We start from the raw sequence: 25,052 nt of genomic DNA on the forward strand, positions 1-25,052 counted from the left end.
GGTAGAAGAAGGAGGCTGCAGTATGAAAAAGGTATCGGGTTCGCACAGCTGCCGGGCTTACCGCGCGGCGGCAAGTCTGCCGGCAGCGCTGCTCGTCAGCAGTTTGCTGGCATCCCCGATGGGGCTGGCCGCAGAGCAGCATGGTCACCACGGCGACGTGGGGGAGGCATCAGCAGACAAGGTAATTTATCGCGAGGGCGGATCGGTCCTGCACGACCGTATGATGGAGGAGGTGAAGCGTCAACAGGAATCGATCGGTCAGAAAGGCGGGTATAGTACGGGCGCCAACAGCCATATGTTACAGCAAGGCGTTCTCCTGGTGACGGAGGATCCGACGAAAGTCTCCGTCAACAACGGGCAGCGCTGTCCGGCCACCGCCCCGGTGAAAGACTATCACGTCTCGGCGATCAACATCGAAATTACGCTGAGCCGGTTCCTCGACTATTTCCCGGGCTACATGTACGTGCTCACAGAGAATGTCGAGAAAGTCCGCGGCGAAGAAGCCGCGAACAAGGCGGCGCGGGAAAAGGAAAACGATCCCGGCGCCGTGTCGAACGGGTTGCAGGGCGATGTCATTCAGCCCCTCGTGATCCGGGCCAACCAGGGCGATTGCCTCAAGCTCACCTTGCACAACGATATCAAGGATGAAGTTTCCAGCCTGATCATCAATGGGTCCTCCATGGTGGTGTCGGCCTCAGGAAAACCCGCCACTCCGTCCGATCCCGATGCAACGGTCCCGTCCGGCGGCAAGCAGAGCTTCGAATGGTACATCAAGCCGGATACCCAGGAGGGGGCGAGGTTTTTCCGATCGCATGCGTCGCGCGACCAGTTCAACCAGGGCTTGATCGGCATGCTGGTGGTGGAGCCGCGCGGCTCACGCTATCTCAGCCCGTTCGACGGCAAGCCGATGGCCAGCGGCTGGGAGGCCATGATCGAAGATCCCAAGGGCGCGGACTTCCGGGAATTCGCGATTTTCTATCATGAGGCCGGCGACGAAGCGTTCCGTCTCTTGAACAAGAAGGGCGAAATGCTGCCCCAGCGCGATCCGCATACCGATTCCTATCGGCCGGGCGCGCGGTTACTGAACTACCGCAGTGAACCGCACGGCACGCGCATCGAGCTTCAGGCCCACATGGGCTTCTATGGCGATGAGTCCATGGCGTACGGGTCCTATACCTTCGGCGATCCCGCCACGACCATTCCCCGGTCCTACCTCGGCGATCCGGCCAAGTTCCGGATGGCGGGCGGCTCGGAAATCGTGCACTCGCATCACCTCCACGGCGGCTCCATCCGCTGGGCGCGCCAGCCGGGGAATAGCAACCTGGACTTCGCGGTGTCGAAGAACGGGCCGGTGAAGTTCCCTCCGATCAGCGATCCCTCAGACCGTTTGGACGTGCAGTCCATCGGGCCGACAGAGGTCTACGATCAGGTGATTGAGGGTGGGTCGGGGGGCCTGCAAGCCCTGGCCGGTGAGTTCGTGTTCCATTGCCACATCCCGCAGCATTATGTGACGGGCATGTGGGGCTTCTGGCGCGTGTACAACACGCTGCAGCAGCCGGGCTCCCAGACCGACGTGATGAAGCCGCTGGTCGAGCTGCCGGATCGCATCGGCAAGATCAAGACGGGCACTTCGTCGGACAAGCTTGTCGGCACGACGGTGGACTGGTACGGCGGCAAGAAGTACGAGATCACCAAGGACAAGACCGATTGGAAAGCCAACCCGGTCAAGGTCTCCATCAAGGATTGGGTGGAGATGATGCTCACGCCGCAAGGCAAGCCGGGCAAGAAGAGCACCGAGAAAGAGCAGACGCTGGCCTACGATGCGACGGTCAACGATTGGGCGTGGGATGGGAGCAAGGCGCTCAGCGAGCCAGAGACCTCGTACGAATGGGTCAACTACAAGTCGGCGACGCCGGGCAAGCGGCAGGAGATTCTCTTCGATTCGCAATCCGGCAAGATCGCCTGGCCGTGGTTACGGCCGCACCTGGGCCGGCGCGTGCCGTTCTCTCCGAGCCACAGCGGCGCGCCGTGGCTGGAGCCGATCCATCGCCGCGAGGACGGCAGCAACTCCACCGAACCGCCGAAGCCGGGCGAGCAAGGGCCCTGGAGTCTGTGCCCGGAAGGGGCGCCGCTGAAGTCCTTCAATATCCACGCGATCGGGTTGCCGATCACGCTGAAGACGGCGACGGCCAAGACGCCGGCGATCGTAGATCCGGGTGGATTGCTCTATGTACTGCATGAAGAAGAGCAGGAAGTCCGGAAGAATCCCGCCAAGCAGATGCCGCTGGTGATCCGCGGCAACGTACAGGATTGCATCGACGTCGTGTACAAGAGCGAGTTGAAAGATGATGAGCGGCAAGGGTTCTCCAGCAAGACGAACCTGCATCCGCACATGTTCCAGTTCGACACGCAGGCGTCGGACGGCCCGATCATCGGTTTCTCGTACGAGATGTCGCTGCGACCGTTCACGATCCTGAAGGACGAGCATCCCGGCAAGGGCATGCCCGTGCCGATGAACACGACGATGGAGGCCGATGCCGCGAAGGGGACGGCCAGCATCAAAGTGAAGGATGCCTCCCGGTACCACGTCAAGACCGAGTTGGGCGTGGGGATGGACGAAGTGAATGGGTTCGAGTCGGCGCGCATCAGCAAGATCGAGGGCAACACGATCACGTTCGAGCGGCCGCTGAAGTATAGCCATAAGAAGGGCGAGATCGTGTCGGTGGAGTGGATCCGTGAACGGTGGTATGTGGACGCCGATTTCGGGACCACTTTCTGGCACGACCATGTGTTTGGATTGGACGGGTGGGGCCATGGTTTCTACTCCACCTTCATCGCCGAACCGCCGCGGTCCACGTATCATGACCCGGTGACCGGCAAAGAAATCCGCAGCGGGCCGGTGGCGGACATTCATACCCTCGAACCGGTGTCCGCGCATATCCGGGGCTCCTTCCGTGAAATCGTGACCCAGGTCATGGATTCCAATCCCCGGACCGCGGAACTCATCACGGCCGACAATCCACAGGCGAGAGTGGGGGCCATCTCGGTGGACGGCACGCCGTCTGCGGTCTATCCGGCCAAACTCAACCTGTCGCCGATGAAGTTTTTGAACGGCGGCGAAGCGACGACGGGCGGCGGCTACAACATGCGCGTCGAGCCCTTGTCAGTGCGGCTCGCGAACAATCCGGATCCGTCGCAACTGTTCAGCAGTCTGATCCACGGCGATCCCGGGACCCCGATGTTGCGGGCGTACTTGGGCGATCCGATCGTGGTCCGGTTGATCGAAGGATCGGCCAACGAAGTGCATTCCTGGCACATCAGCGGCCACTGGTTCCCGATGGAGCGGTACAGCAAGAACTCCATTCCCAGAAGTTCGCTGCACGTGGTGATCGGAGAGCGGTACGATGCGGCCATTCCGGCCGCAGGAGGACCGCAACAGATGGCGGGCGACTACCCCTACTACAGCGGTCGCGCGTCGCACTTCGTGGAAGGCAGCTGGGGCCTCTTCCGGGTATTGGACAAAGCGGATGCGACGCTGAAGCCGCTGCCGGGACGGGAAGAGATCCCGCAGTCGGCCAAGTCCGTCTGCCCGGCCGATGCGCCGGTGAAGACCTTCAATGTTGCAGCTATCGACAAGGCGATTCGCTATAACAAGGGCACGCCCGGTGTGATGGAAGTGGACATGGAGCGGAAGATGGTGTTGGGGAACGAGACCGGCAAGATGTACGTGCTCGAAGGCGAGAAGACCAAGGTCGCCGCGGGCAGCATTGAACCGAGCCCGTTGACCCTGCACGTGAACGTGGGTGATTGCATCAAGGTCAATCTCAAGAACGAGATGGCCAAGGAGCGGGCCGGGTTCCACGTCGACCATGTGGCGTACGATCCCAAGGAGTCGATGGGAATCAACGCCGGGAACAACCCCGGCGACCAGACGGTGGCGCCGGGGCAGAGCCGGACCTACACGTTCTTCGCGCATCCGGAGTTCGGGGAGAACGCCGCCCTGATTCAGGATTGGGGGAATGTGATCGAGAATCCGCGGAACGGGCTCTTCGGAGCGATCGTCATCGGTCCGAAGGGATCGCAGTATCGCGATCCGGCGACCGGCGAAGATCTGGCCCAGAAGAGTTCCTGGCGAGCGGACGTGATTGTGGACCGGAGCCTGTCGGGCAACGAGACTCGACAGAACTATCGATCTTTCGCGCTCCTGTTCCAGGATGAAGACAACATCATCGGCACCAGCTTCATGCCCTACATCCAAAAGGTGGCAGGCGTGACGGCGGTGAATTACCGGTCCGAGCCGACCGATTATCGGGTCGAGAAGGGTTGTGCGTACAGCGAAGTGTTTGCCTGCGTCAAGACGGGCGACACTCCGGTGACGCCGGCCATCGCGGCGCATGTGGGCGACCCGGTCGTGATTCATGTCCTCGGCGCGTTCAGTGAACAGGTGCAACTGTTTAGCGTGTCGGGCCATGAGTGGAAGCACGAGCCCTACATGAGCGGGGCGGACCTCGTGAGCACCATGGAGTTCGGCGGCACCGAGGTGATCAATGCCTGGCTGCATGGTGGGGCCGGAGGTCCGAACGGGATCCCTGGCAACTATCTGTGGCTGAACCAGAGACCGGGGTATCTCGACGCCGGTCACTGGGGGACGTTGACGGTGCTCGACCGCGACAGCCGGGCGATCCTGCCGCTGAGCGGGCAGGCGCCGGCCACGCAACAGGCTGAAGAGCAGACTCCAGTGCAGTCTGTGCCGGTGTCCATGAAGGCCAACTAGGCCGGAATAGACATCAGGAAACGGTGCGGGGGAATCCGACAGGTGTATGTCCGGGTTCCCCCGTTCCTTTTCGCGGATGGGAGGGGAGCGCGTCTTGAAGCGGGGCTCAGCCGTGAGGTAGAACCACCACATGGGACAGAGGGGGCACAGGGAACAGTTTCAGTGGCTCTTGGGATCTCTGGCGGCGTTTTTGTTCGTCGTCATGGCTGACGACGTCACGGCGCTCGATTTTTCCGCCGAGCGGATCGTCACGAGTGGGAAGAAGGTGGTGACCGCCCACGTCAATGCCAAGGACGATCGCTGGCGGTTCGAGTTCGCCCAACCGCAAGGGGGCGCCAGCATCATTATCGTGCGGATGGACCGCCACAGCTCCTGGCTCATTTTGTCCAAGCGGCGGCAGTATCTTGAGGTGCCGATTGCGAGAGACCATCAGTTGGCGGTGAGCGAAACGATGGAAGGAGAACTCTCGCGCGAATTCGTCGGCGAGCAAACGCTGAACGGCTATCCCACCGAGCTGTTCGAAGTCACCGTTGCGGAGAGTGGGGGATCCAGACAATATTATCAATGGGTGACCAAGGTTCAGCGGTTTCCGGTGCAGACGGTGAGCAAGCAGGGCAAGTGGTCGGAGGAGTTTCGCCATGTGATCTTCACCGAGCAATCTCCGTTCTTATTCGAACTCCCGCAACGATTGGATCGGGCGAATCCGCCTGCGGAGACGCGACAGTAGCTGACGCAAGACGTGGAGGAGGGACACCAGTGAAAAGATCAATCAGGATGGGCCTGTGTCTTGGTGTAATTGTTCACATGAGCATGGGGTTCGGAGTCCTGTGGCAGGCCAGCGCGTATGACACCGTTGCTGTGACGGACGGGGCGGTGGTGCGGGGCACGGTGACGTTTAAAGGGACTGCACCGGAGCCCAAAGAGTTCGAGTTGCGCCGATACCCGGATCGCGTCTTTTGCGGCGCCCTGTCAGAGGGGGACGGACGCCGGTTTCTCAAGGAAGTGAATGTCGGACAGGGCGGCGGTCTCAAGGATGTGGTGGTCGTCGTGGAAGGGGTGCAGAGCGGGAAGCCGTTCACCTTTACGAATGCCCAGGTCGAAGCCAATGTGTGCCAGTTTCTTCCCTTCGTCACTGTCGTGAGCGACAAGCGGCAACTGACCGTGACCAATCGAGATCCGGTGTCGCACGATATTCAGGGCTACAGCTACGACCAGTCCGGCGTGGACATTGTCCTCCACCGGCCTTCGCTCATGGCGACCGGGACCACGGATGTCGTGCATCTGGTCAAAGGGCGGAAAATTTTCACCATGCAGTGCGGGATGCATCCCTACATGCAGAACTGGGGGTATGCGATCGACAACCCCTATTATGCTGTGACAGACTTGGACGGCTCATTTTCCATCGGTGACCTTCCTCCCGGCACCTACCGTGTGAAAGCCTGGCATCCGATTCTGGGCGTCCAAGAACGGGAGCTGACAGTCGAACCGAAGGGCACCGCCACGCTCGATGTACTGTTTGACGCGAACTGACCGGAGGCCAATGATGAACAACCGAGCCGTCGTTCTTGTCATGCTCCTTGGAATGCTGCCGGTCGGCTCGGCTCTGGCTGCGGAGCAGGAGCCCCCTTCAGCGGGACGGGTTGAAGTGGTGTTGGCAGATGAGCATCGCAAGAATGTGAACGAGATTAAGCAGGAATTTGCTGAGGCCGGCCTTACGAACATCCATATTCAATTCATGAAAGTGGGCCGTCCGCCGACCAATATCGGTGTTGGGCCGCAGGTGACGGCGGAGCGCGCGCGAGCTGCCATCCGGCTGGCGAAGCACTACAATCGGGGCATCACGATCCTCTTGCCGGAGAGGCTCTTCCCAGACCACTATGTGACGATCGCCTCCTCCAGCTTCGACGACACCGTGGAATATCCCGTGAACGAGGAGGCCATGAAGGAATTGGAGAATCCAGTGCTCACGACGGAGCAGTTTCACGCGTTGTACCGCCGACTGACGCCGGCCAATCAATTGCCAGTGAAGAAAGGCCGGGTGTTCTAATGGGACTCAAACAAGTTTTCATAATTGTCGTGCTGTCTTTCTCTGTCGGGACGTCTTTCGTTCAGGCGGGGTCGCCGAAAGACATTCAGGATCGCGGGAAGGCGATGCTCCGAGATGCCGAGGAAATGGTCATGCATGGAGGGATGGGTGATGGGAAGGCCATCGTGCATCACTGCGGTGAAGTGGCGAAACATGCGGAAGCGATTCTCAAGGCGTTGCCGCCCATAGACGAGCATGGCAAGGAAGCCGTGCCCCATTTACAGGAAGCCATCAAGCAGTGTAAGCGGGTGGCTGAGATGGGCGACAAGGTCGATCCCGGCGCCAGCTTAAACCCCGCCACGAAAGCTCGCGCAGCGGCCAGGGAGGCGATGAAGCATCTGAATGCGCTGCGGGATGGTGGCGCATAGAAACGGGCTGCGCGCGACAAGCGCAATCCGAAGGCTGAAGTCCGAAGGCTGAAGGTCGGGGTTCGAAGTTCCGAACACTTTAGTCTTCAGTCTGCTTCACCCGTTGCGCATTTCCAGACAATCTCACCCGTCTCGTTTTATGAGTGCGGCGCAGTCTATGGAGCATCGGGCTTCGGCGCCAGAGGGCTGACCGCATTTTGATCTCGCCCCGCCTGATAGCTCTCCAGCATTCTGGTGATCGCCGGCATCAATCGTTCTTGTGCCGAGACCGGCACTTTGATTCGTATCCCGCGGCCCTCGTTGCGACCGAGTGAAAAGATGTGGAGTTCGATCATTTCGCCGTGCGTGGCATCCTGATACGTGAATGCCAATTGTTTCGCGGGGAATCCGGCCAGCGACATCTCCTGATCCTGCCGCCACTTCACCGTGATCGCTTTCTTGCCGTAGAGTTCCGTGATAATGCGGCGATGGGCTGCGGCAAATTCAGCGAGCGTCTGCCGTCCATCCTGGCTCTTGCCCTCCAAGACATTCATGTGGCCGGATAGCGCGACGAGGCTGCTGTCGATAGGGGGGTAGAGCGTTACGCCAATTCCGTCCGGTATCGGATTTCCAAGACGCCAATGTTCCGGGTAACGGACGGAGAAGCCGAAGCGGGCATTGGTATAGAGCTTCCACGCGGTGGCGTCGATTGTTCCAGCAGCAGCGGGGGCGCCGTCTTGCACGCCGAACGCGTGGATCAATAAGAGGGCGATGATGAGCAAGCTTGGCCGTGTCATGTCATGTTTCTCCTTGGCCTGCCAGGCCACGCAATTACTGTACTCATCGCGCGCAGCGGAAACCGATGGTCGCGGCGCGCTGATCCAGCGATGCCCCGCTTCTGGTGGCCGTTCGCAACAACACGGGCGTGCTTTTCCACGAGCCTCCGCGCACCACCTTGTAGCGTCCGTTGGCCGGACCGCGCGGATTGCGGTCCGGCATGGTCATATAGTAGTCGATTCCGAACCAGTCTTCGACCCACTCGGCGGCATTGCCCGCCATGTGGTGCAGGCCATAGGGGCTTCGCCCCTCCTCCCCACGATCAACGGGCGCCACGATGGGAATTTCGTGCACGTGATACTGCCCGAACATCGCGAGCGCAGGCGTGGGAGGTTTTTGTCCCCAAGGAAACAGATTGCCGCTGTCCCCGCGAGCGGCTTTCTCCCACTCGGCTTCCGTCGGGAGCCGCTTGCCGTGCGCGTGACAGAAATCCGAGGCCTCAGACCAGGTGACGTAGAGTGCCGGCCACCGTGCCAATGTTTCGGGCGATAGGGCATGGATGGTCGTGACGTGATCGATCAGTTTTCCCACTTCCTCGGGGGGGAGGCGTTGTTGCTGCCTCAGCCATAGTAAGTATTCTCCCAGACTCACCTCGTCTCGATCGATTTCATACCGATTGAGCCAGACGCGTCGCTGCGGCTGCTCAGTGTCGTCATATTGAAGATCCAAGCTGAATGGTTTGTCGGTGTAGCGGGCGGTGCCCATGATGAACGTGCCCTCGGGGACAGGCAGCATTGGAGATTCGTCCGAACGTGCGACGATTGCATCGAGAGGGCTTCGCACATCGCCTCTCGTTTCGGCAGAGCCGGATGAGAGTGATGCCCCTAGGAGTATGATGACGACGACGAAGATGCAACTGCCGACGTAGAGACAAGCCGGAATGCGGCGCGTGCATGTGATCGTGCGAGTGCTGTTCTGCATGAGGCTCCGATGCCAGGACGAAAAGGGTGTCACTATAATACGAGGATATTATCGGCACAAGGATGAAGGGGAAGGTCATCGTGCGGTGTTTCATCATTCGGCATGAATGGGACATCTGCGCCCCATTGGGCGGAATCTTCAGACAATTCACAATCCACTTCTCCCATCAGCTGTTTATCGTAATCTCGTCGCGAAGAGTGGGGCGTTGATGTCCCATGACGTGACGTGAGTCGCCATCGGCAGAATCGAAATCTGCCTGAATCGTTGAGGAAACCCCTCTCAGGTTCCACCAGCTTTGGATGGAACGGTATTTGCTCATCCATCGTCCGATTTACTGTGTGCTTGAGTATTGAACACCTGTCCGGTGAAGGCTGCGTAATTTATGGACTGGCCTCCTGAAATCGCAACCGCGCAGAGCGGAACCTTCACCGGACTATATTTATGACAGGACGCGAATGCGCCTCACCGCGCCAGCGTCGAGTGTATGGAGTTGCTGTGGATGGACGGTATTCAACGGTTGTTGTTCAGGAGGGGAAAAGGATGACCAGTAGAAAGATCATGAGTCAGGCAGGAGTCGCGTTGCTTGCCGCCGTCTTAGGCGTCACGCAGACATGGGCAGAAGCGACGCCGCATCAACATACGGCCGCGGAGGCGACGGTCGTCCATCAGGCTGCCGGCCCGATGATGCAGGACAAGATGTCGAAGGCTGTCCTGCAGATCGAGCGGGAGGTCAAGACCAAGGGACCGTTCCAGGGGGCCGGCGCCCACGCGATGCAGCAGGGTGTGCTGCTCGTGGCTGAGGACCCGGACAAGGTGCAAGTGACGCAGGGTGCTCGTTGTCCGGTGACCGCCCCTGTCCGTGCCTATGATGTCACGGCGATGAATGTCGAAATCACCGTCAATCGGTTCGGCGATTTCTATCCGGGGTACATGTATGCGTTGACCGAGAACGTGGCCGGGGTGCGCGAGGAAGAAACGAAGAATAAGGCGGCGCGGGAGAGTGAGGATCCGACCTTTGCCGGCGGCGCCGTTTCAAATGGCCTGCAGGGCGATCTCATTCAGCCGCTCGTGATCCGGGCGAATCAGGGCGATTGTCTGCGGTTAACCTTGCGCAATCAGATTGCGGACGAGCCGACGAACATGATCATCAACGGTTCCCAGATGCTCGTGGCGAGCACGGGGAAGCCGGCGACGGGCAATAATCCTGACGCGCTGGTTCCAACCGGTAAGAGCGGGGAATTCGAATGGTACATCCCCATCGATTTGCAGGAAGGCGGCCGCGCGTTCCATAGCCATGCGAGTCGGGATCAGTACTCCCTGGGCCTCTTGGGATCGCTCGTGGTCGAGCCTCGCGGCTCCCGTTTCCTCAGCCCGTTCACGGCGGAGGAGATGAAGAGCGGCTGGGAAGCCATCATCGATGTGGCGAACAGCTCAGACTTCCGTGAATTCGTCATTTTCTATCATGAGGCGGGCGACGAGACGTTCCGTCTCTTGAATCGAAAGGGCGACATGCTGCCGCAGCGCGATGCCCACACGGACACCTATCGTCCATCCGCGCGTTTGCTCAACTATCGTAGCGAACCACACGGTGAACGTCTGGAAATCCAGGCGCATCTGGTCGGGTTTGCCGATGAATCGCAGGGCTATGGGTCCTATACCTTCGGCGATCCGGCGACGACGGTTCCGCGATCCTATCTGGGTGATCCGGCCAAGTTCCGGATGGTCGGCGGTTCGGAAATCGTGCATTCGCACCATATGCATGGTGGATCCATCCGTTGGGCCAGACAGCCTGGCACCAGCAAACTCGATCCGACCCTGTCCAAGAATGGTCCGGTGAAGTTCCCGCCGATCAGCGACACCTCTGACCGGCTCGATGTGCAATCCATCGGTCCGTCGGAGATTTATGACGAAGTGATCGAAGGTGGATCGGGCGGCTTGCAGGCCCTGGCCGGCGAGTTCGTGTTCCATTGCCATATCCCGCAGCATTATGTGACGGGCATGTGGGGTTTCTGGCGCGTGTACAACACGCTGCAAACGCCGGGCGTGCAAACCGACGTGATGAAGCCGCTCGTCGAGTTGCCAGACCGGAAGGGCAAGAATAAGCAGGCGGTCAACTCAGACAAGTTGGTCGGCACCACGGTGGACTGGTACGGCGGGAAGAAGTACGAGATTACCAAGGACAAAACGGATTGGAAGTCCAATCCCGTGAAAGTCTCGATCAAGGATTGGGTCGAGTACATGCTGCCGCCGCAAGGATTGCCCGGCAAGACGGAAGACCAGGTCAAGCAGGCGCAGGCGCACGATGCGACGGTCGTGAACTGGAAGTGGGACGGCGCACTGGCGCTCAACGAGCCGGAGACGCCGCACAAGTGGGCGGACTATGTGTCGCCGACTCCGTTGAAGCGTCCGGCGATCACGTTCGATCCGCAGACCGGCAAACTGGCCTTCCCTTGGCTGCGTCCGCATCTCGGGAAGCGGCCTCCGTTTGCGCCGAATCACGGAGGCGCGCCTTGGTTGGAGCCCTTCCGCGTACGGGAAGATGGAACGAGAAGTACCGAACAGGCCAAGCCTGGCGAGCAGGGGCCCTGGAGCCTCTGTCCGGAACATTCTCCACGCAAGTTCTTTACGATCCATTCCATCACGCTGCCGATTACCCTCAAGCCGGCGACTCCGAAAACCGCCGCGATTGTGGACCCAATCGGTATGATCTACGTCCTGCATGAAGAAGAGGAAGAGGTTCGCAAGAATCCCAAGAAGCAGCTGCCCTTGGTGATTCGAGGCAATGTCTACGATTGCGTCGATGTCATCTTCAAGAACGAAATTCCAGACGATGCACGGACGGGATGGGCGAATAAGATCAACCTCCATCCGCATTTCTTCCAGTTCGACACGAGCGCATCGGACGGACCCACCATCGGGTTCTCGTACGACATGTCGCTGCGGGCCTTCACGATGTTGGAAGATCCGCAACCGGACAAGGGTATGCCATTGCCCGGCAATACGGTGCTGACGGCGGATACCAAAGCCGGTGTGCGCAGCATTACGGTGAAGAATTCGGAGAAGTTCCATGTCAATACCGAACTCGGCGTCGGCATGGATGACCCGAAGTATTTCGAAGTCGCGCGGATCAAGGACATCAAGGGCAATACGATCACCTTCGATGCTCCGTTGAAGTACGGACATAAGAAAAACGACATCGCCAGCGTGGAATTCATTCGTGAGCGCTGGTATGTAGACGCGGATCTCGGGACGGTGTATTGGCACGACCATGTGTTCGGTACCGATACCTGGGGCCATGGGCTGTTCTCGGCCTTCATCACCGAGCCTCCGCGCTCGACCTATCACGATCCGGTGACCGGGAAGGAACTCCGGAGCGGTCCCATCGCGGACATTCATACCCTGGAACCGGTGTCGGCCCATATCCGGGGCAGCTTCCGCGAAGTCATGATGCATATCATGGACAGCAATGCGCGATCGGCAGAACTGATCACCACCGACAATCCGCAAGCCAGGATGGGGGCGACGACCGTCGATGGGCCTCCGTCGCATCAGTTCCCTGAGCGGATCAACAAGTCCGCCATGACGTTCCTGAACGGCGGCGAAGCCACGACGGGCAGCGGCTACAGCATGCGTGTGGAGCCGTTGAGCGTGCGCCTCGCCAACAATCCGGACCCGTCGAAGTTGTTTGTGTCCGGTATTCATGGCGATCCGGGCACACCGTTGCTCCGGGCCTATCTCGGCGATCCGATTATGGTTCGTGCACTTGTCGGTTCCGCCAATGAAGTCCATACGTGGCACGTGACGGGGCACTGGTTCCCGATGGAGCGCTACGGGATCATGGCGATGCCGCGGAGCACGATTCACTTGGCGATCGGAGAGCGCTACGACCCGGCCATTCCAGCTGCGGGCGGACCGCAGAAACAAGCGGGCGACTACATGTATTACAGTGGCCGTGCCTCGCACTTTGCGGAAGGCAGTTGGGGCCTCTTCCGTGTCTTCGATGAACTGCAAGGGGATCTGAAGCCCTTGCCGAGCCGTGAGCAGATTCAAAAGTCGGCCTCGTCGGTTTGTCCGGCGGAGGCGCCCCTGAAGACGTTCGACGTGTCGGCGATCGATCAGCGTATCCGGTTCCACGAAGGAACGCCCGGTACGATGGAAGTGGACCTTGAACGCAAGATGGTCTTCGAGAACGAGCAGGGCAAGATGTACATCCTTGCTGCAGATCGTGCGAAGGTCACGTCCGGCGAATTGAAGCCGAGCCCTCTGACCTTGCATGTGAACGTCGGCGATTGCGTGAAGATCAATCTGAAGAACGAGATGGCCAAAGAACGAGCCGGGTTCCACGTCGATATGATGGCGTTCGATCCGAAAGATTCGTTCGGCGCCAATGTCGGCAACAATCCCGGCGATCAAACGATCGCGCCGGGCCAGAGCAAAACGTACACCTACTATGCACATCCGGAGTACGGTGAACTGGCGGCCCTCATCCAGGATTGGGGCAACGTGGTGGAGAATCCACGGAACGGTCTGTTCGGGTCCATCATCGTCGGTCCGAAGGGGTCGCGCTATCGTGACCCTATGACCGGCGACGACATCACGATGAAGAGCAGCTGGCGTGCCGACGTGCTGGTGGATCGGACGATCCCCGGCAACGATACTCGGAAGAACTACCGCGACTTCTCCTTGATGTTCCAGGACGAGGATAATATCGTGGGCGTCAGCTTCATGCCCTACATCCAGCAGGTGGCTGGTATCTCAGCGGTCAACTATCGCTCGGAACCGGCTGCATGGCGGATCGAAAAGGGCTGTGACCTCTTCCAGGTCTTCAGTTGTGTGAAGGCCGGTGAGGAGCCAGTGACGCCGCTGCTGCAGGCGCATCTCGGCGACCCGGTGGCGATTCACGTACTCGGCGCCTTCAGCGAGCAAGTGCAGTTGTTCACCGTGGACGGCCATGAATGGCCACATGAGCCCTACATGCAGGGTGCCGACCAGGTCAGCACCATGGAGTTCGGCGGTTCCGAGGTCATCAACGCCTATCTCACGGGCGGCGCCGGTGGACCGAATAAAATCGCCGGCGACTATATGTGGAAGAACCAGCGTCCGGCCTATGCAAATGCCGGGCAATGGGGACTCTTCAAAGTCCTTCCCGTCGGTGACCAGCACATTCTCTCACTGGCCTCACAGCTTCCTGCCGGCAAGACGGCGGAGCGTGAGACGGACGGCGGGAGTCTCGTGCGGACATCGATGGGCGGACGATAGCCAGCATCCGGTGGCCTGCGTGCCTCAGGGCGCGCAGGCCACAAACACAGGTGCTAAGCCGGTCCCAAATCACTCAGCCCATGGGGGAGCCTGCGGGCTCCCCCATGAACATTTGTAGGGTGGAGAATATGCCTGGATCTGTGCGCCGATTCGCAACGAACATGATGATAGTGGTGACGCTGACGGTTGGGCTGGGCGGCATGGCGCAAGCCGGAGCCTATGAGGAAACAACCGTCGCCAATGGCGGGACGGTCACGGGGACGGTGAAATTTTCCGGTGAGCTGCCGGAGCCGACACGATTCGAGCTGCGCCGGTACTACGATCGTGCCTATTGCGGCGCCCTCTCGGATGGTTCCGGCTATCGGCTCCTTCGCGAAGTGGCCGTTGGTGAACAGCAGGGATTGAAAGATGTGATCGTCACCATCGAGGGAGTCGTAAAGGGGAAGCCCTTCGAATTTCAGGAGACAAAACTCGAAGCGAACATCTGTCAATTCGTACCCTTTGTCTCTGTCATGAGAAATGAGCATCCGCTGAGCGTGGTCAACCTGGATTCAGTTGCGCATGATCTGCAGTTTTATGAACGGGAACGGGAACACATTTTTATCATGTTTCACCGGCCGGCCCTGACCAAGGCAGGGACCAGCGACATCGTTCGGCTCACAGGGAATCGGCACGGGGTCACCATGCAATGCGGGATGCACCCCTATATGCAGGGGCATGGGCTTGCCGTGGAGAACCCCTACTATGCCATCACCGGGATGGAAGGGACCTTTGCCATCAAGGATCTTCCGCCTGGGACCTATCGCATCAAGGCCTGGCATCCGACTCTTGGCGAGAAGGAACAGGCAATCACGGTGACTGACAATGGGGCTGCGTCGGTTAGTTTTACCTTTGAGGCAAAGTAGGTCATGAAACTGCACCGATATGTGAGTGCCAGCATGATCGCTGTCTGTATCTTGGCGATCGGTGTGCCCGCCCTCTTTGCCGAGGGAACGGAGGCTCCCTCGGTGAGCCGGGTCGAGGTGGTACTCGCCGATCGCTTGAAGAGTCAGGTGGCGGCGGTACGCGAGGAGTTCGTCCAAGCAGGGTTGACGAACGTTCACTTTCAATTCGCCAAACTGGGCCAGCCACCGCAGAACATCGGCTTCGGCCGGGATGTGCCGGCCGAGAGGGCTCGGGACGCGATCCGCTTGGCGCTGAAATACAATCTTGGCGTCGGGATTTTGTTGCCTGAACGGCTCTTTCCTCCTCGGTTCGTGACCATCGCCTCGTCGAATTACGACGATACAGTCGAGTTTCCGATCGGCCAGGCTGCTCTTGCGCAACTTCAGAACCCCGATCTCACGACAGACGAGTTTCATCGGCTCTATCGTACATTGACCTCATCCTCGGCAGAACCGAAGGGACGGTATTAGGATGGGGTACGTGCGGCCGACTCCGATTCTCAATGTGGGGATGATCGCCACCATGCTGTTGGGGGCTGTCACGCTCACGTGGCTTCAACCGGCGTTGGCCGTGGAGATCTCCCTGGCGTCTGAAATTTCAGGATCGAAGCTCCGGGAAGAGGCGGATGATTTGATGAAGAATGCCGAAGAGATGGTGGCGCATGGGGGAATGGGGGATACCAAAGCGATCGTCCATCACTGCGGTCAGGTCAGTACACAGGCAGAAGCGATTCTAAAATCTCTTCCTCCGACCGATCCGCATGGCACGGAAGCCCAGCCCTACCTATTGGAGGCGATCAAGCAATGCCGGCGGGTTGCGGACTTGGGGGACTGGGTCGATCCGGGGGCGAGTTTGAATCCGGCGATCAAAGCCAGAGCAGCTGTGCGCGAAGCCGTGAAGCATTTGGCTGCTGTCAGAGAGAGCGGAGCGTAATTCCTTCTCGGCGCGACGTGGAGAGAGGGCCACACCAGTTCCCGCCGGCAACGGGTTGCCGATACGCGGCAGTCATATCCCTCATGGTCAATGTCCGCTGCCGGTCCTTGCAAAATATTCCCGCAGTCTGTTCATGAGTTTAGTCAGTGCCTGTCGGCGTGCTGCGGTGATCCCATCACGATCATCCACGCGTGCGGCGGGTCCGACGATCTTCGACGATCCCTGCGCTTCTTCCTGCGCCAGCTTGGTTTCTCCACGGACATCCCAGAAGGCCGCTCGCACGAGACAGAGGGCATCGCTGTGGGTGCCGTCGGCGAAATAGGCCCCGAGGATCGTCCAGTAGAGCAGGGCCCCCTTGTAGTTGTTATAGCGATCGACGGTCGCGGCGCCATCCACGATGAGCAGGAGGTCTATGCCCTGTCGTATAGCGGATTCGCGTAACTGTACCAGTTGATTCCCCTTGATCGACGCGATGTGGATGAAGGAGGCGCCGCTGATGAGGTGGTCTCGTTGCAATTCGTTGGTCCAGGCCAGCAGGGATTCCCGATCGGCATCGGTCCACTCGAACTCATGGTGAAGGAATCCCGTTGGCATGACATAAAGCCCCAATTTTGGAGGGCCTTGTCTGGTCGGGGAGCTTACCGCCGATGTTGATGGCTGAGCACCGACAAAGCGAGTCTCTTCATCTTGCAGCGTGAGTTTGAGTGAGTCCAGATGCAGGCCCTGACTGCTCGCACAGCCAGTGAGGAGCAACGAAAGGGCCAGCGCGATGTATGATGGAACATTCATGTCGGCGTCATATTCCCGTGGACGTTGGAGAGGTTTTCCAGTGCGATGATGAGCGCGTGGGTTCCGCTCCTGCCATGCCCGAGCTGTTGGACGGTCCGGTAGAGCTGATGTACCAAGGTGAGACCTGGCAGGGCAAGTCCCATCCGTTTCGATTCCTCCAGCGCGAGGCCCATATCTTTGACGAAATGTTCCACGAAAAATCCCGGGTCGAAGTTGCGTTGCAGAATACGAGGCGCGAGATGATCCAGCGTCCAACAGGCGGCGGCTCCGCCACGGATGGAGTCCAGCATCTTGTTCAGATCGAGCCCCGCCTGGTGGCCATAGAGCAGACTCTCGCAGACACCGATCATTGTGCCGGCGATCACGATCTGGTTACAGAGCTTTGCCTGTTGCCCGGTGCCGGGCCCTCCCTGATGTACGATCTTTTTCCCTAATAGCTCGAAGAGCGGCATCACGGCTTGCACGGTTTCGCTGCCGCCTCCGACCATGATCGAGAGGGTGGCGTTGCGCGCGCCCACATCGCCACCGGATACAGGAGCATCAATCGCTGAGAGCCCCTTGGCCGTTGCACGTTCGGCGATCTCGCGGCTGAGGGCCGGGTCCGTCGTCGTCATATCGACGAGCACCGTGCCTGGTTGTGCGCCGGCGAGGATTCCATCTTCGCCGAAATAGACGGTCCGCACGTCCTGGGGAAAACCCACCATCGTGAACAGCAGATCCGATTCAGCGGCGACTGCGCTTGGATTCCCGGCCCACGTTGCGCCGAGGTCCAGCAGCGCTGTGGCTTTGGATTTTGTGCGGCTGTGGAGGGTGACAGGATATCCCGCTCGGAGTAGATGACCACACATCGACGATCCCATCACGCCTGTGCCGATCCATCCGATTCTGGTTTGTGCCGGGGTGGCCCTCTGTAAAGTTCTCATCATTGGGGCCTTGCCTCATCGAGTAGCGGAGTGATGCGGTCGGCCACCGCCTGAATCACACCCTCTCGTTCTCCTGCCACCGTGACTCCCTGGAAACTGAGATAGTAGCCGCCGTGGCTTGGCGCTTGGACTGTCGCCTGAAGTTCGATGCGTGCGCCGTCTTCCACGTCGGGATCTTTGACCGTCGGGAGACCGCAGCGGCCAAACGACGCCACATTGATCGAGGCCGTCTCGTCTTCTAAATAGAAAAGGTAGGCGCCGTAACAGGTGGTGCCAGCCGGCAGCGTATAGGGATCGAGGGGCTGCACGTTTCGAACGGTGCCTTGTAGGATCACCTGTCGAAGGTGAAAACGGCTGGGTTCCTCCAGGATCTCGCGAATCGTGATGGGGTCAGCGGCGTGAGTAGCGGATGGCAGCGCAGTCCAGCTCAACCAGAGGGCGATGAAGACCAAAACCGCTCGCATGTGTGTGTCGAACCATTCGATGGTCATAGGCCGTGCATTCTACCATTCTTGCACTCGCGGTTCGCACTGTTGCGGAAGGACAATCTCTTTCGTAGTTGGGATACAAGTCGGTATAATCCGCGGCATCTTTCAGGAGGACGAATCATGAGTATAAACGACCGACATCTCGCGGCCTATATCACGGAGACCCGCCCAGGGTTTGAAGATCTGCTTGGCCAGATGGTGGAGATTCCTTCGATCAGTATGGATCCGGCGAAAGCCCCCGACATCCGGCGCATGGCGGAATTTGCGAGGCAGGTGCTGACGGGCCTGGGGGCTGAGGCCCAGATTGTGGAGACCGGCGGTTATCCGATCCTGTCGGGAGGATGGATGACCGGCGCCCAGCATCCGACGGTCACCATCTATAACCATATGGATGTGCAGCCGGCCCAGGAGCCGGAATGGAAGCAAGCGCCCTTTGCGTTCAAGAACGAGAACGGCCTGTATCACGGCCGTGGCGCGACGGACGACAAGGGGCCAGCGCTCGCAGCCCTGTTCGGCGCACGGTACGCGATTGAGCAGGGAGTGCCGATCAATATTCGATTTCTTTGGGAGCTGGAAGAGGAAATCGGCAGTCCCCATTTCGCAGCGGGGATGAAGAACCGCGCGGCAATTCCTCGGCCGGACTCCGTCGTCGTGTCGGACACCATTTGGCTGGCCAAAGGAAAGCCCGCCATGCCCTATGGCCTGCGCGGCCTCTTGGGCGCTCGCCTCACGCTACGGACGGGAACGAAAGACGCCCATTCCGGTGTAACGGGAGGTGCGGCGCGTAATCCGCTCACGGAACTGATGGAAGTGGCCCATGCCTGCGTCGATGCCAAGAGCGGCAAGGTGAAGATTCCAGGTTTCTATAACGATGTGATTGAGCCGACCAAAGCGGAGATCAAGAGTTTCCTCGCATCAGGTTTTCAGGTGAAGAGCTTCAAGCAGGCCTACGGATTTCAGACGTTACGTACAGACGATCCCGCCGAGATCATGCGACGCATTTGGGCCGCGCCGACGTTCGAGGTGCATGGATTGACCGGCGGCTATCACGGGCCGGGAGTGAAGACGATCGTGCCGGGCCATGGTGAACTCAAAGTCAGCATGCGGCTGGTGCCGAATCAAACTCCGGAAAAGGCCTTTGCTCTGCTGAAGCGCCACGTGGCCAAGATCAATCCGAACGTGAAGGTCGAGCGGGAGGGCATGCTGCACCCGTTCAAGGGCAGCTTCGACGGGCCCTATGTCGATTGTGTGAAGCGGGCGGCGAAAGCTGGGTTCGGCAAAGAACCGGCTTTTATACGCGAAGGCGGATCGATCGGCGCCGTGGTGACGATGCAGAAGGCCTGGAAGGTGCCGATCCTGTTTATGGGCTTGAGCCTGCCCGAGCACGGCTACCATGCGCCGAACGAATACTTCGACTGGGGCCAAGCCTCCAGCGGGATGAAGGCCTTCGCGCATTATTTTGACGAGCTGGCGAAGATGGGAAAGGGATAGGGCAACCTGGTCGTCCTCCTGCTCGCGGAACGCGCACGATAGGAATGTGCTCGTTCGACGCGCGCAATCGAGGATCGACCAGGCTGCCCTTGAAAACGAAGTAGTGAGGGATCGCTTGCGCAGAAGAGGGGATGGAGACTGATGATCTTCTGTGCTCGCGCAACGCGCGGTCGCGGACTCCCCTCGTTGGCCGCGCGCAGTAAAGGGCAGCCTTGGCCACTCCTCCTAGGGTGGGTGAATGGAGTGAGGATGTGGACCTGGGCTGAGGGTCTCCTGTGCTTGTGCAACGCGCGGCCTCAGAAGGATAGGAGGGGAGCAGCCAGACCATCCTTCTTGCTCGCTGAGGCCCCACGATGAAGCAGTGGTCCCTCAATGCGCGCAGTGAAGGCCAGTCTGGCTGCTCCCCTTAGGGCAAAGTCGGGAAAGACAGAAGGCCCTCGCCAGGGCTAATGGCACGTCTCGGCGTCCCAGTAGGTAGGCGGGTGGAAAAGCCGTTTGCAGGGGAGACCAATCAGGTTGCCCACACTTGGGAGAACGCGTGTACGTTGTTGCTGGAGGCGACCACAACTGTTTGGCAGGTGCCCAGCTTTCCCCTCCCAGGTCGCATCATGGCTTCCCCTTCTCCTGCTCTGATCCTAGTGATTGAAGTGGACTGTCGAAGCTTGTAAAGGAATTGATAACTACAACTGTGTCCGAACGTTGCTGGGGTAAAGGCGATGACAATACGAGAGATAGAAAATGTTATCAGGATCGCCTTTGGTTTTGGAGACCTCCGAGCGCCTTACTGGTTTATCGGTTTAGAGCCAGGGTTGAGCAGGACCGAACCCAAGAAGCGCAAGAAGATCATAGCGAACAGAATTTCTGCGTGGCAGGGACATGAAATTGACGACCTTTATGAATATCATTCTAGAATCAACGTTAATCAATGGTTTGGCCCAGAGGCCAAACTGCAAAGAACATGGGCAAAGCTGATCCGAATGTTATTAGTGCTAAATGGGAAACCAGCCGACGTGGAATCGATCAGGAAATTTCAAAGCGATGAGTGGGGCAGGACAAAGAGTAAGACATGCCTTTTGGAATTGTTCCCTCTGCCTTGCCCATCCACCAAGGAAGAGGCCTGGAAAGCCTGTTATCCATTTGAACGCCATGATTATGAAATACGATGTAGGAAATTAAGAGTGCCTCGTTTGAAAGAATTGATACGAGAATACCGACCCAAAGCCGTAATATTCTATGGGATGATGAGGAGGAGAATGGAGGATTGGAAGCTAATCTCTGATGCTGGCTTCGACAATTCACGAGACGGATTTTTCATTGAGGGCAAGCAAGGAACCCTTTTCGTAGTGATACAGCACCCTGCTTCTTACGGGCCAACTAACGAGTACTTTGAGAAGATCGCAATAAAGATTCATCGACAGCTTAGAAAGGCCTGATCAAGCTTTGAGTAGGAACCTACCCATGGCTAAACGCTATGCGCAGTCAAACAGCCAGGGACCGCGTCTGTCTGGTAGTGCGAGTGCTGCGTTGAGGTGATCAAGAAACTCCCGGCGGGAAATTTCCTCTGCGCCGAGCGCGATTACATGGGGTGAGGATTGCTGGCAGTCCATGAGGCTGAATCCCCAGGCATGCAGTTGGAGGATGAGTGAGACCAGCGCCACTTTCGATGCATCGGAGGTTCGTGTGAACATCGACTCTGCGAAAAACGCTCCACCGATCGCGACGCCATAGACCCCGCCGACCAGGTGTCCTTCCTGCCAGGCTTCCACAGAATGGGCGTAGCCGAGTTCGTGTAGGCGCGTGTAAGCGTCGAGCATGTCCGCTGTGATCCATGTGCCCCCGTCAGGATATTGCGGTCTCGGTCCTGCACAGTGAGTCATCACCTCGCGAAAGCAGGTATCGAATGTGACGCGGAAGATGTCGGGGCGGAGACTTTTCTTGAGGCTGCGCGAGATGTGGAGCTTGGGGGGAAAGAGGACGGTCCTGGGATCGGGCGACCACCACAAGATCGGCTGATCGTCGTCGTACCAGGGAAAGATGCCGTGACGGTAGGCTTCGAGCAACCGTTCCGGCCGCAGGTCGCCTCCGACAGCGAGCAGTCCTTCTGGCGTTGCTGAATCAACGGGCGGAAAGCGCAGATCGGATGGGTTTGCGCTGAGCCTGAACATGACACACCAGTTATGCGACGCGACGGTAAAAGGCTACGGTCTTACAGGATGCTGAAAAAGTCCGCCAGCGGCGTTCTCGCCTCAAAAGCATCCTCAACGTAGCCAGAGGCTACGCCGCCGGTGCTTCCATCGGTTGCGGCCTTGCTGGACGGCCTTTTTGAGCATCCTGTGGTTGCTCAGACTACTGCGCCACTCGGAGTATTTCAGCCGTGTTGTTCGCATGCCCGTTATGGGCGAGACCTTCAGCCTTTTTTGTCTTCTGCCTGAGCCAGGATCGGCTGGAAGATGGGATCTGCGTCTAGGACCGCTTTCAAGGACTCCGCTCCGATGAAGAAATTCCAGATGTCTGGATTCTGCCCTGGAATTTCGGCAAACCATTTCTTGGCTTCCGTCAGCCGCTCCAAGAGCGCCCGATTGTCCCGGTCCGGGGTGAACAGCAAGCTGTAAGCCTTGGTGTATTCAGCCATGAATTTATCGAGCGGAAGGTCGGCGGTTGCGAGCGCTGCGTCGGCGTCCTGATAGGCGGTCCGAATATCCGAGTCGTCGAAGATGCGGTTCCAGGCTACTTTGTTGATGCGGGACCAGGCCAGTTGGAGCAGGGCTTCGGCTCTGCCGGCTCGTCGCTCGGGCGGAATGGCTTTCACCAGGGATTGATGGGTTTCGATCGAGGCTTCTTGGTCGAGATTCCAGCGCAGGGCCACGCCTAACCGGAACAGGTTATCGAGTTGTTCCGGATGGACATCCGCCAGGGTCCTCATGGCCGAGAGCATGCGGTAGAGATAGTCGGCAGTCGTCGGTTTGTCGAACCCGCCCATCTCCATCCCCAGCGAGAGGTCTATGCGCACAGCCTGGGCGTAGATGTTCCAGAAATGTTCATTGACCACCAAGGCTAGCGCCGGATCCTTCACCATGAGTTTGTGAAAGGGGATGGCCTCGCGCAGGATCACGGCATAGAGGTGCCGGCTCAGCACCATGAGGGCTTCGGTGTGGTTCGGGTCGATGATCAGCACACGATTCAACATGGCGACGCGGTCGCGCAGTTCAGGAAAGGTCGCGGCGCGAGCCGCTGCGGCGGTCAAGAGACCGGGAAGATCCGTCGGCCCCCACCAGACTTGCGAGTCCGGAAGGGCGCGGCTCGTTTCGGTGAGGAACGGAATTTTTTCCCGGATGCCGCTCCCGGCGATGGCGCCGCTGGTTACGGGAAGGTTCACGACCGCCATGTCGCCTGCGAAGCCATGTTTCTTCAGGCCGGAGAGGACGACCCATTGGAGCGTGATGTCTTTCAGCCCGCGTCTGGTCCGCTTGATCGTATTCGTCCATTTGACCGAACCGGCTGCGTAGGTCAACGGAGCGGTCAGAGGATCCTGATAGCTGATGGCTAACTTAACCAAGGTGGTCGGCACCGCCACGACCGGGCCATTCAGCCGAAGGCGGAACGAGGCCGATGGGATTGGTGTACTGCCGACAATGCGAGTATGGAACCCGGTTCCCGGAGGCGTCAGGCCCAGTGAGTCGGTCACGAAGGCCGAGGCAGGGTAGCGGTTGAGCTCTTCACTGAAAAATGTCAGGTCGCCATTACTGGGCCACAAGACCTCCATGCCTACATCGCTTCGGACCAAGGTGGGCGCATGGGCGGTTTTCAGACCTTGCCAGCAGGAGTCGTAGAGGGGGTCGGAGTCAGCCGGATAGGTCTTGATGCCCTTGGGAGACGCGGTCACGAGGGGATACTGACAGGCGAAGTCCAGTTGGCCCACGACGACGGTATTGCCCGCGCCCATGGCTTCGGCGTAACGCTGAGCCGTCGTTTCAGCAGCAGTGGCAGCCTGCTTCGATTTTTTCGCAGTTGCAGCGGATGCCGATGGGGTCTCGATCATGCTCATGGCCGTGACGATCGACAGGGTTCCAGCAAGAAACAGGATCGCGAACCGGCGACGTTGGAGAATCTGCAGGCGCATCATGTCGTACGCTCCCCCTAGGATAAAGGTCGAGAAGAAGTCGGTACTGTACCATGCAGCTGGAAGGATCTGAAAGGGGCCAGGGAGGCCGATTCACCGTTGGCAGGCTGTTAAAAAGTCGTTGTTCTTACTGTGCCTTGGCGGCGTCGAGGATCGCCCGGCGCATGCTCACACGGTCGCTGGACTTTAACGGCGGGACCGGGCGATGTCGGCAGAGTGTGACGGTTTGCCGAAGCGAGGCGATGAAGACTTCGCAGTTCGGACAGGCGCCCAGATGTTTGCGTATTTCCCGGCAAATGTCGGACGGGAGTTCGTCGTCGATAAAGGCGGATAACTGCCGGAGAAGATCCACGCAATGGCCTTGGCCTGGCGTATGGCGGTGAGACGATGGCTTGGATCGTTTTTTTTGCGCCGCTGTTTTTTTCTTAGTCATGAGCCCAAGCCTCCCGACTTGTGGTCATCGTGGTTGGTGATGCCGCGGGCGCTGAGTTCTCGCCGCACAAATAAGCGGGCCCGGTGTAATCGTGATTTGACGGCTCGTTCGTTCAAACCCATGATGGATCCCACCTCTTTGGCACTCAGGCCCTCCATATCGCGGAGCACGAGGGCCATCCGATATTTTTTAGGCAATTTGTCGATCGCCTGGTCGAGGGCCTGCCGGAGCTCTTTGTTCTGCAGCGCTTCTTCCGGACTGAGCCCTTCCATGGGGATCTGAAGGCGAAATTCCCCTTCCGATGTGGGCACGAAATCTTCAAGCGACAGCTCGTGCTGGGGCTCCCCTTTACGCTTGCGCCGCATCCGTATGCAGGCCCGTGAGGCGATGGTATAGAGCCAGGTGGAAACCCGTGCCTCGCCGCGAAAATCTTTGAGTCCCCGGTAGGCATTGAGAAAGGTCTCTTGCACGAGATCCTTGGCCGACTCCGTTTCGCCGCATAACCGGTGTGCATATCGATAGATGAGGTCGACATGGTCTCGATAGAGCTTATCAAATCCGTCAGGCTCTTGCGTGGCAGGGTGTTGAAGCGACGTTTTTGGAGCGGGAGTGCGCATGGTTGGCGCGGAGTCTAGGGGCTTGGCTGAGGCCTGTCAAGCCAACTTGGCAGGATACTGAAAAGGCCGGCAACCGGGAAACGCTGAAC

Annotated in this window: 20 protein-coding genes; 11 read left to right on the forward strand and 9 right to left on the reverse strand. The window is 59.1% G+C overall.

The window, feature by feature from the left end:
• The first annotated feature begins 22 nt into the window (after positions 1-22).
• The 5 genes from Q7U76_04395 (at position 23) to smbP (ending at position 7,228) form a co-directional block, all read left to right on the forward strand.
• Positions 23-4,774: a multicopper oxidase domain-containing protein gene (locus Q7U76_04395; GenBank protein ID MDO8355610.1), complete on the forward strand. Its 4,752-nt coding sequence runs from the start codon at positions 23-25 to the stop codon at positions 4,772-4,774.
• 130 nt (positions 4,775-4,904) lie between these two features.
• Positions 4,905-5,501: a hypothetical protein gene (locus tag Q7U76_04400; protein ID MDO8355611.1), complete on the forward strand. Its 597-nt coding sequence runs from the start codon at positions 4,905-4,907 to the stop codon at positions 5,499-5,501.
• 29 nt (positions 5,502-5,530) lie between these two features.
• The gene (locus tag Q7U76_04405) at positions 5,531-6,304 is read left to right on the forward strand and encodes a carboxypeptidase regulatory-like domain-containing protein (protein ID MDO8355612.1); all 774 of its coding nucleotides are present in this window, start codon (positions 5,531-5,533) and stop codon (positions 6,302-6,304) included.
• A gap of 10 nt (positions 6,305-6,314) precedes the next feature.
• Entirely contained in the window at positions 6,315-6,821 is a 507-nt protein-coding gene (locus tag Q7U76_04410) for a hypothetical protein (GenBank protein MDO8355613.1), read from the forward strand.
• Positions 6,822-6,850: 29 nt separating this feature from the next.
• Positions 6,851-7,228: a small metal-binding protein SmbP gene (smbP, locus tag Q7U76_04415; protein MDO8355614.1), complete on the forward strand. Its 378-nt coding sequence runs from the start codon at positions 6,851-6,853 to the stop codon at positions 7,226-7,228.
• A 155-nt stretch (positions 7,229-7,383) separates the two neighbouring features.
• On the opposite strand, the gene Q7U76_04420 is transcribed toward smbP, so the two are convergent.
• Both Q7U76_04420 and Q7U76_04425 read right to left on the reverse strand, forming a co-directional pair.
• Positions 7,384-8,004, reverse strand: coding sequence for a hypothetical protein (locus tag Q7U76_04420; GenBank protein ID MDO8355615.1), 621 nt, complete (start codon positions 8,002-8,004; stop codon positions 7,384-7,386).
• A 43-nt stretch (positions 8,005-8,047) separates the two neighbouring features.
• Positions 8,048-8,965, reverse strand: a complete 918-nt coding sequence (locus tag Q7U76_04425; protein ID MDO8355616.1) for an SUMF1/EgtB/PvdO family nonheme iron enzyme — start codon at positions 8,963-8,965, stop codon at positions 8,048-8,050.
• A gap of 540 nt (positions 8,966-9,505) precedes the next feature.
• On the opposite strand from Q7U76_04425, the gene Q7U76_04430 reads away from it, so the two are divergent.
• The 4 genes from Q7U76_04430 to Q7U76_04445 all read left to right on the forward strand — a co-directional run bounded on the left by Q7U76_04430 (position 9,506) and on the right by Q7U76_04445 (position 16,102).
• A complete protein-coding gene (locus Q7U76_04430; GenBank protein MDO8355617.1) occupies positions 9,506-14,224 on the forward strand; it encodes a multicopper oxidase domain-containing protein in 4,719 nt (1,572 codons plus the stop codon).
• Between the two features lie 128 nt (positions 14,225-14,352).
• Positions 14,353-15,129, forward strand: coding sequence for a carboxypeptidase-like regulatory domain-containing protein (locus Q7U76_04435; protein MDO8355618.1), 777 nt, complete (start codon positions 14,353-14,355; stop codon positions 15,127-15,129).
• Positions 15,130-15,132: 3 nt separating this feature from the next.
• Positions 15,133-15,639, forward strand: a complete 507-nt coding sequence (locus Q7U76_04440; GenBank protein ID MDO8355619.1) for a hypothetical protein — start codon at positions 15,133-15,135, stop codon at positions 15,637-15,639.
• 1 nt (position 15,640) lies between these two features.
• Complete coding sequence (locus Q7U76_04445; GenBank protein ID MDO8355620.1) at positions 15,641-16,102, forward strand: hypothetical protein; 462 nt, start codon at positions 15,641-15,643, stop codon at positions 16,100-16,102.
• Between the two features lie 87 nt (positions 16,103-16,189).
• Here the strand turns inward: Q7U76_04445 and Q7U76_04450 are convergent, their stop codons facing one another.
• Genes Q7U76_04450 through Q7U76_04460 form a run of 3 tightly spaced genes read right to left on the reverse strand, consistent with a single transcriptional unit; the run spans position 16,190 to position 18,305 of the window.
• Positions 16,190-16,891, reverse strand: coding sequence for a hypothetical protein (locus Q7U76_04450; protein MDO8355621.1), 702 nt, complete (start codon positions 16,889-16,891; stop codon positions 16,190-16,192).
• A complete protein-coding gene (locus Q7U76_04455) occupies positions 16,888-17,817 on the reverse strand; it encodes an NAD(P)-dependent oxidoreductase (GenBank protein MDO8355622.1) in 930 nt (309 codons plus the stop codon). The genes Q7U76_04450 and Q7U76_04455 overlap by 4 nt, the downstream gene beginning before the upstream one ends.
• Entirely contained in the window at positions 17,814-18,305 is a 492-nt protein-coding gene (locus tag Q7U76_04460; GenBank protein MDO8355623.1) for a hypothetical protein, read from the reverse strand. The genes Q7U76_04455 and Q7U76_04460 overlap by 4 nt, the downstream gene beginning before the upstream one ends.
• A gap of 117 nt (positions 18,306-18,422) precedes the next feature.
• Here Q7U76_04460 and Q7U76_04465 point away from each other — a divergent pair, with 117 nt between their 5' ends.
• Positions 18,423-19,793 (forward strand): M20/M25/M40 family metallo-hydrolase, encoded by a 1,371-nt coding sequence (locus Q7U76_04465; protein ID MDO8355624.1) that lies wholly within the window; start codon positions 18,423-18,425, stop codon positions 19,791-19,793.
• A gap of 716 nt (positions 19,794-20,509) precedes the next feature.
• On the forward strand, positions 20,510-21,226 hold the full coding sequence (locus Q7U76_04470; GenBank protein ID MDO8355625.1) for a hypothetical protein: 717 nt from the start codon (positions 20,510-20,512) through the stop codon (positions 21,224-21,226).
• A 36-nt stretch (positions 21,227-21,262) separates the two neighbouring features.
• On the opposite strand, the gene aat is transcribed toward Q7U76_04470, so the two are convergent.
• From aat to Q7U76_04490, 4 genes are all read right to left on the reverse strand, one after another.
• Positions 21,263-21,958, reverse strand: coding sequence for a leucyl/phenylalanyl-tRNA--protein transferase (aat, locus tag Q7U76_04475; protein MDO8355626.1), 696 nt, complete (start codon positions 21,956-21,958; stop codon positions 21,263-21,265).
• Positions 21,959-22,200: 242 nt separating this feature from the next.
• Positions 22,201-23,916 carry a hypothetical protein gene (locus Q7U76_04480; protein ID MDO8355627.1) on the reverse strand — a complete coding sequence of 572 codons (1,716 nt, stop codon included), beginning with the start codon at positions 23,914-23,916 and terminating at the stop codon, positions 22,201-22,203.
• A gap of 124 nt (positions 23,917-24,040) precedes the next feature.
• The gene (locus tag Q7U76_04485; protein ID MDO8355628.1) at positions 24,041-24,346 is read right to left on the reverse strand and encodes a zf-HC2 domain-containing protein; all 306 of its coding nucleotides are present in this window, start codon (positions 24,344-24,346) and stop codon (positions 24,041-24,043) included.
• Complete coding sequence (locus Q7U76_04490; protein MDO8355629.1) at positions 24,343-24,963, reverse strand: RNA polymerase sigma factor; 621 nt, start codon at positions 24,961-24,963, stop codon at positions 24,343-24,345. Before Q7U76_04490 ends, Q7U76_04485 begins: the two co-directional genes overlap by 4 nt.
• Positions 24,964-25,052: the final 89 nt, after the last annotated feature.

Source organism: Nitrospirota bacterium (assembly GCA_030645475.1).
In the GTDB taxonomy this organism is placed as follows: domain Bacteria; phylum Nitrospirota; class Nitrospiria; order Nitrospirales; family Nitrospiraceae; genus Palsa-1315.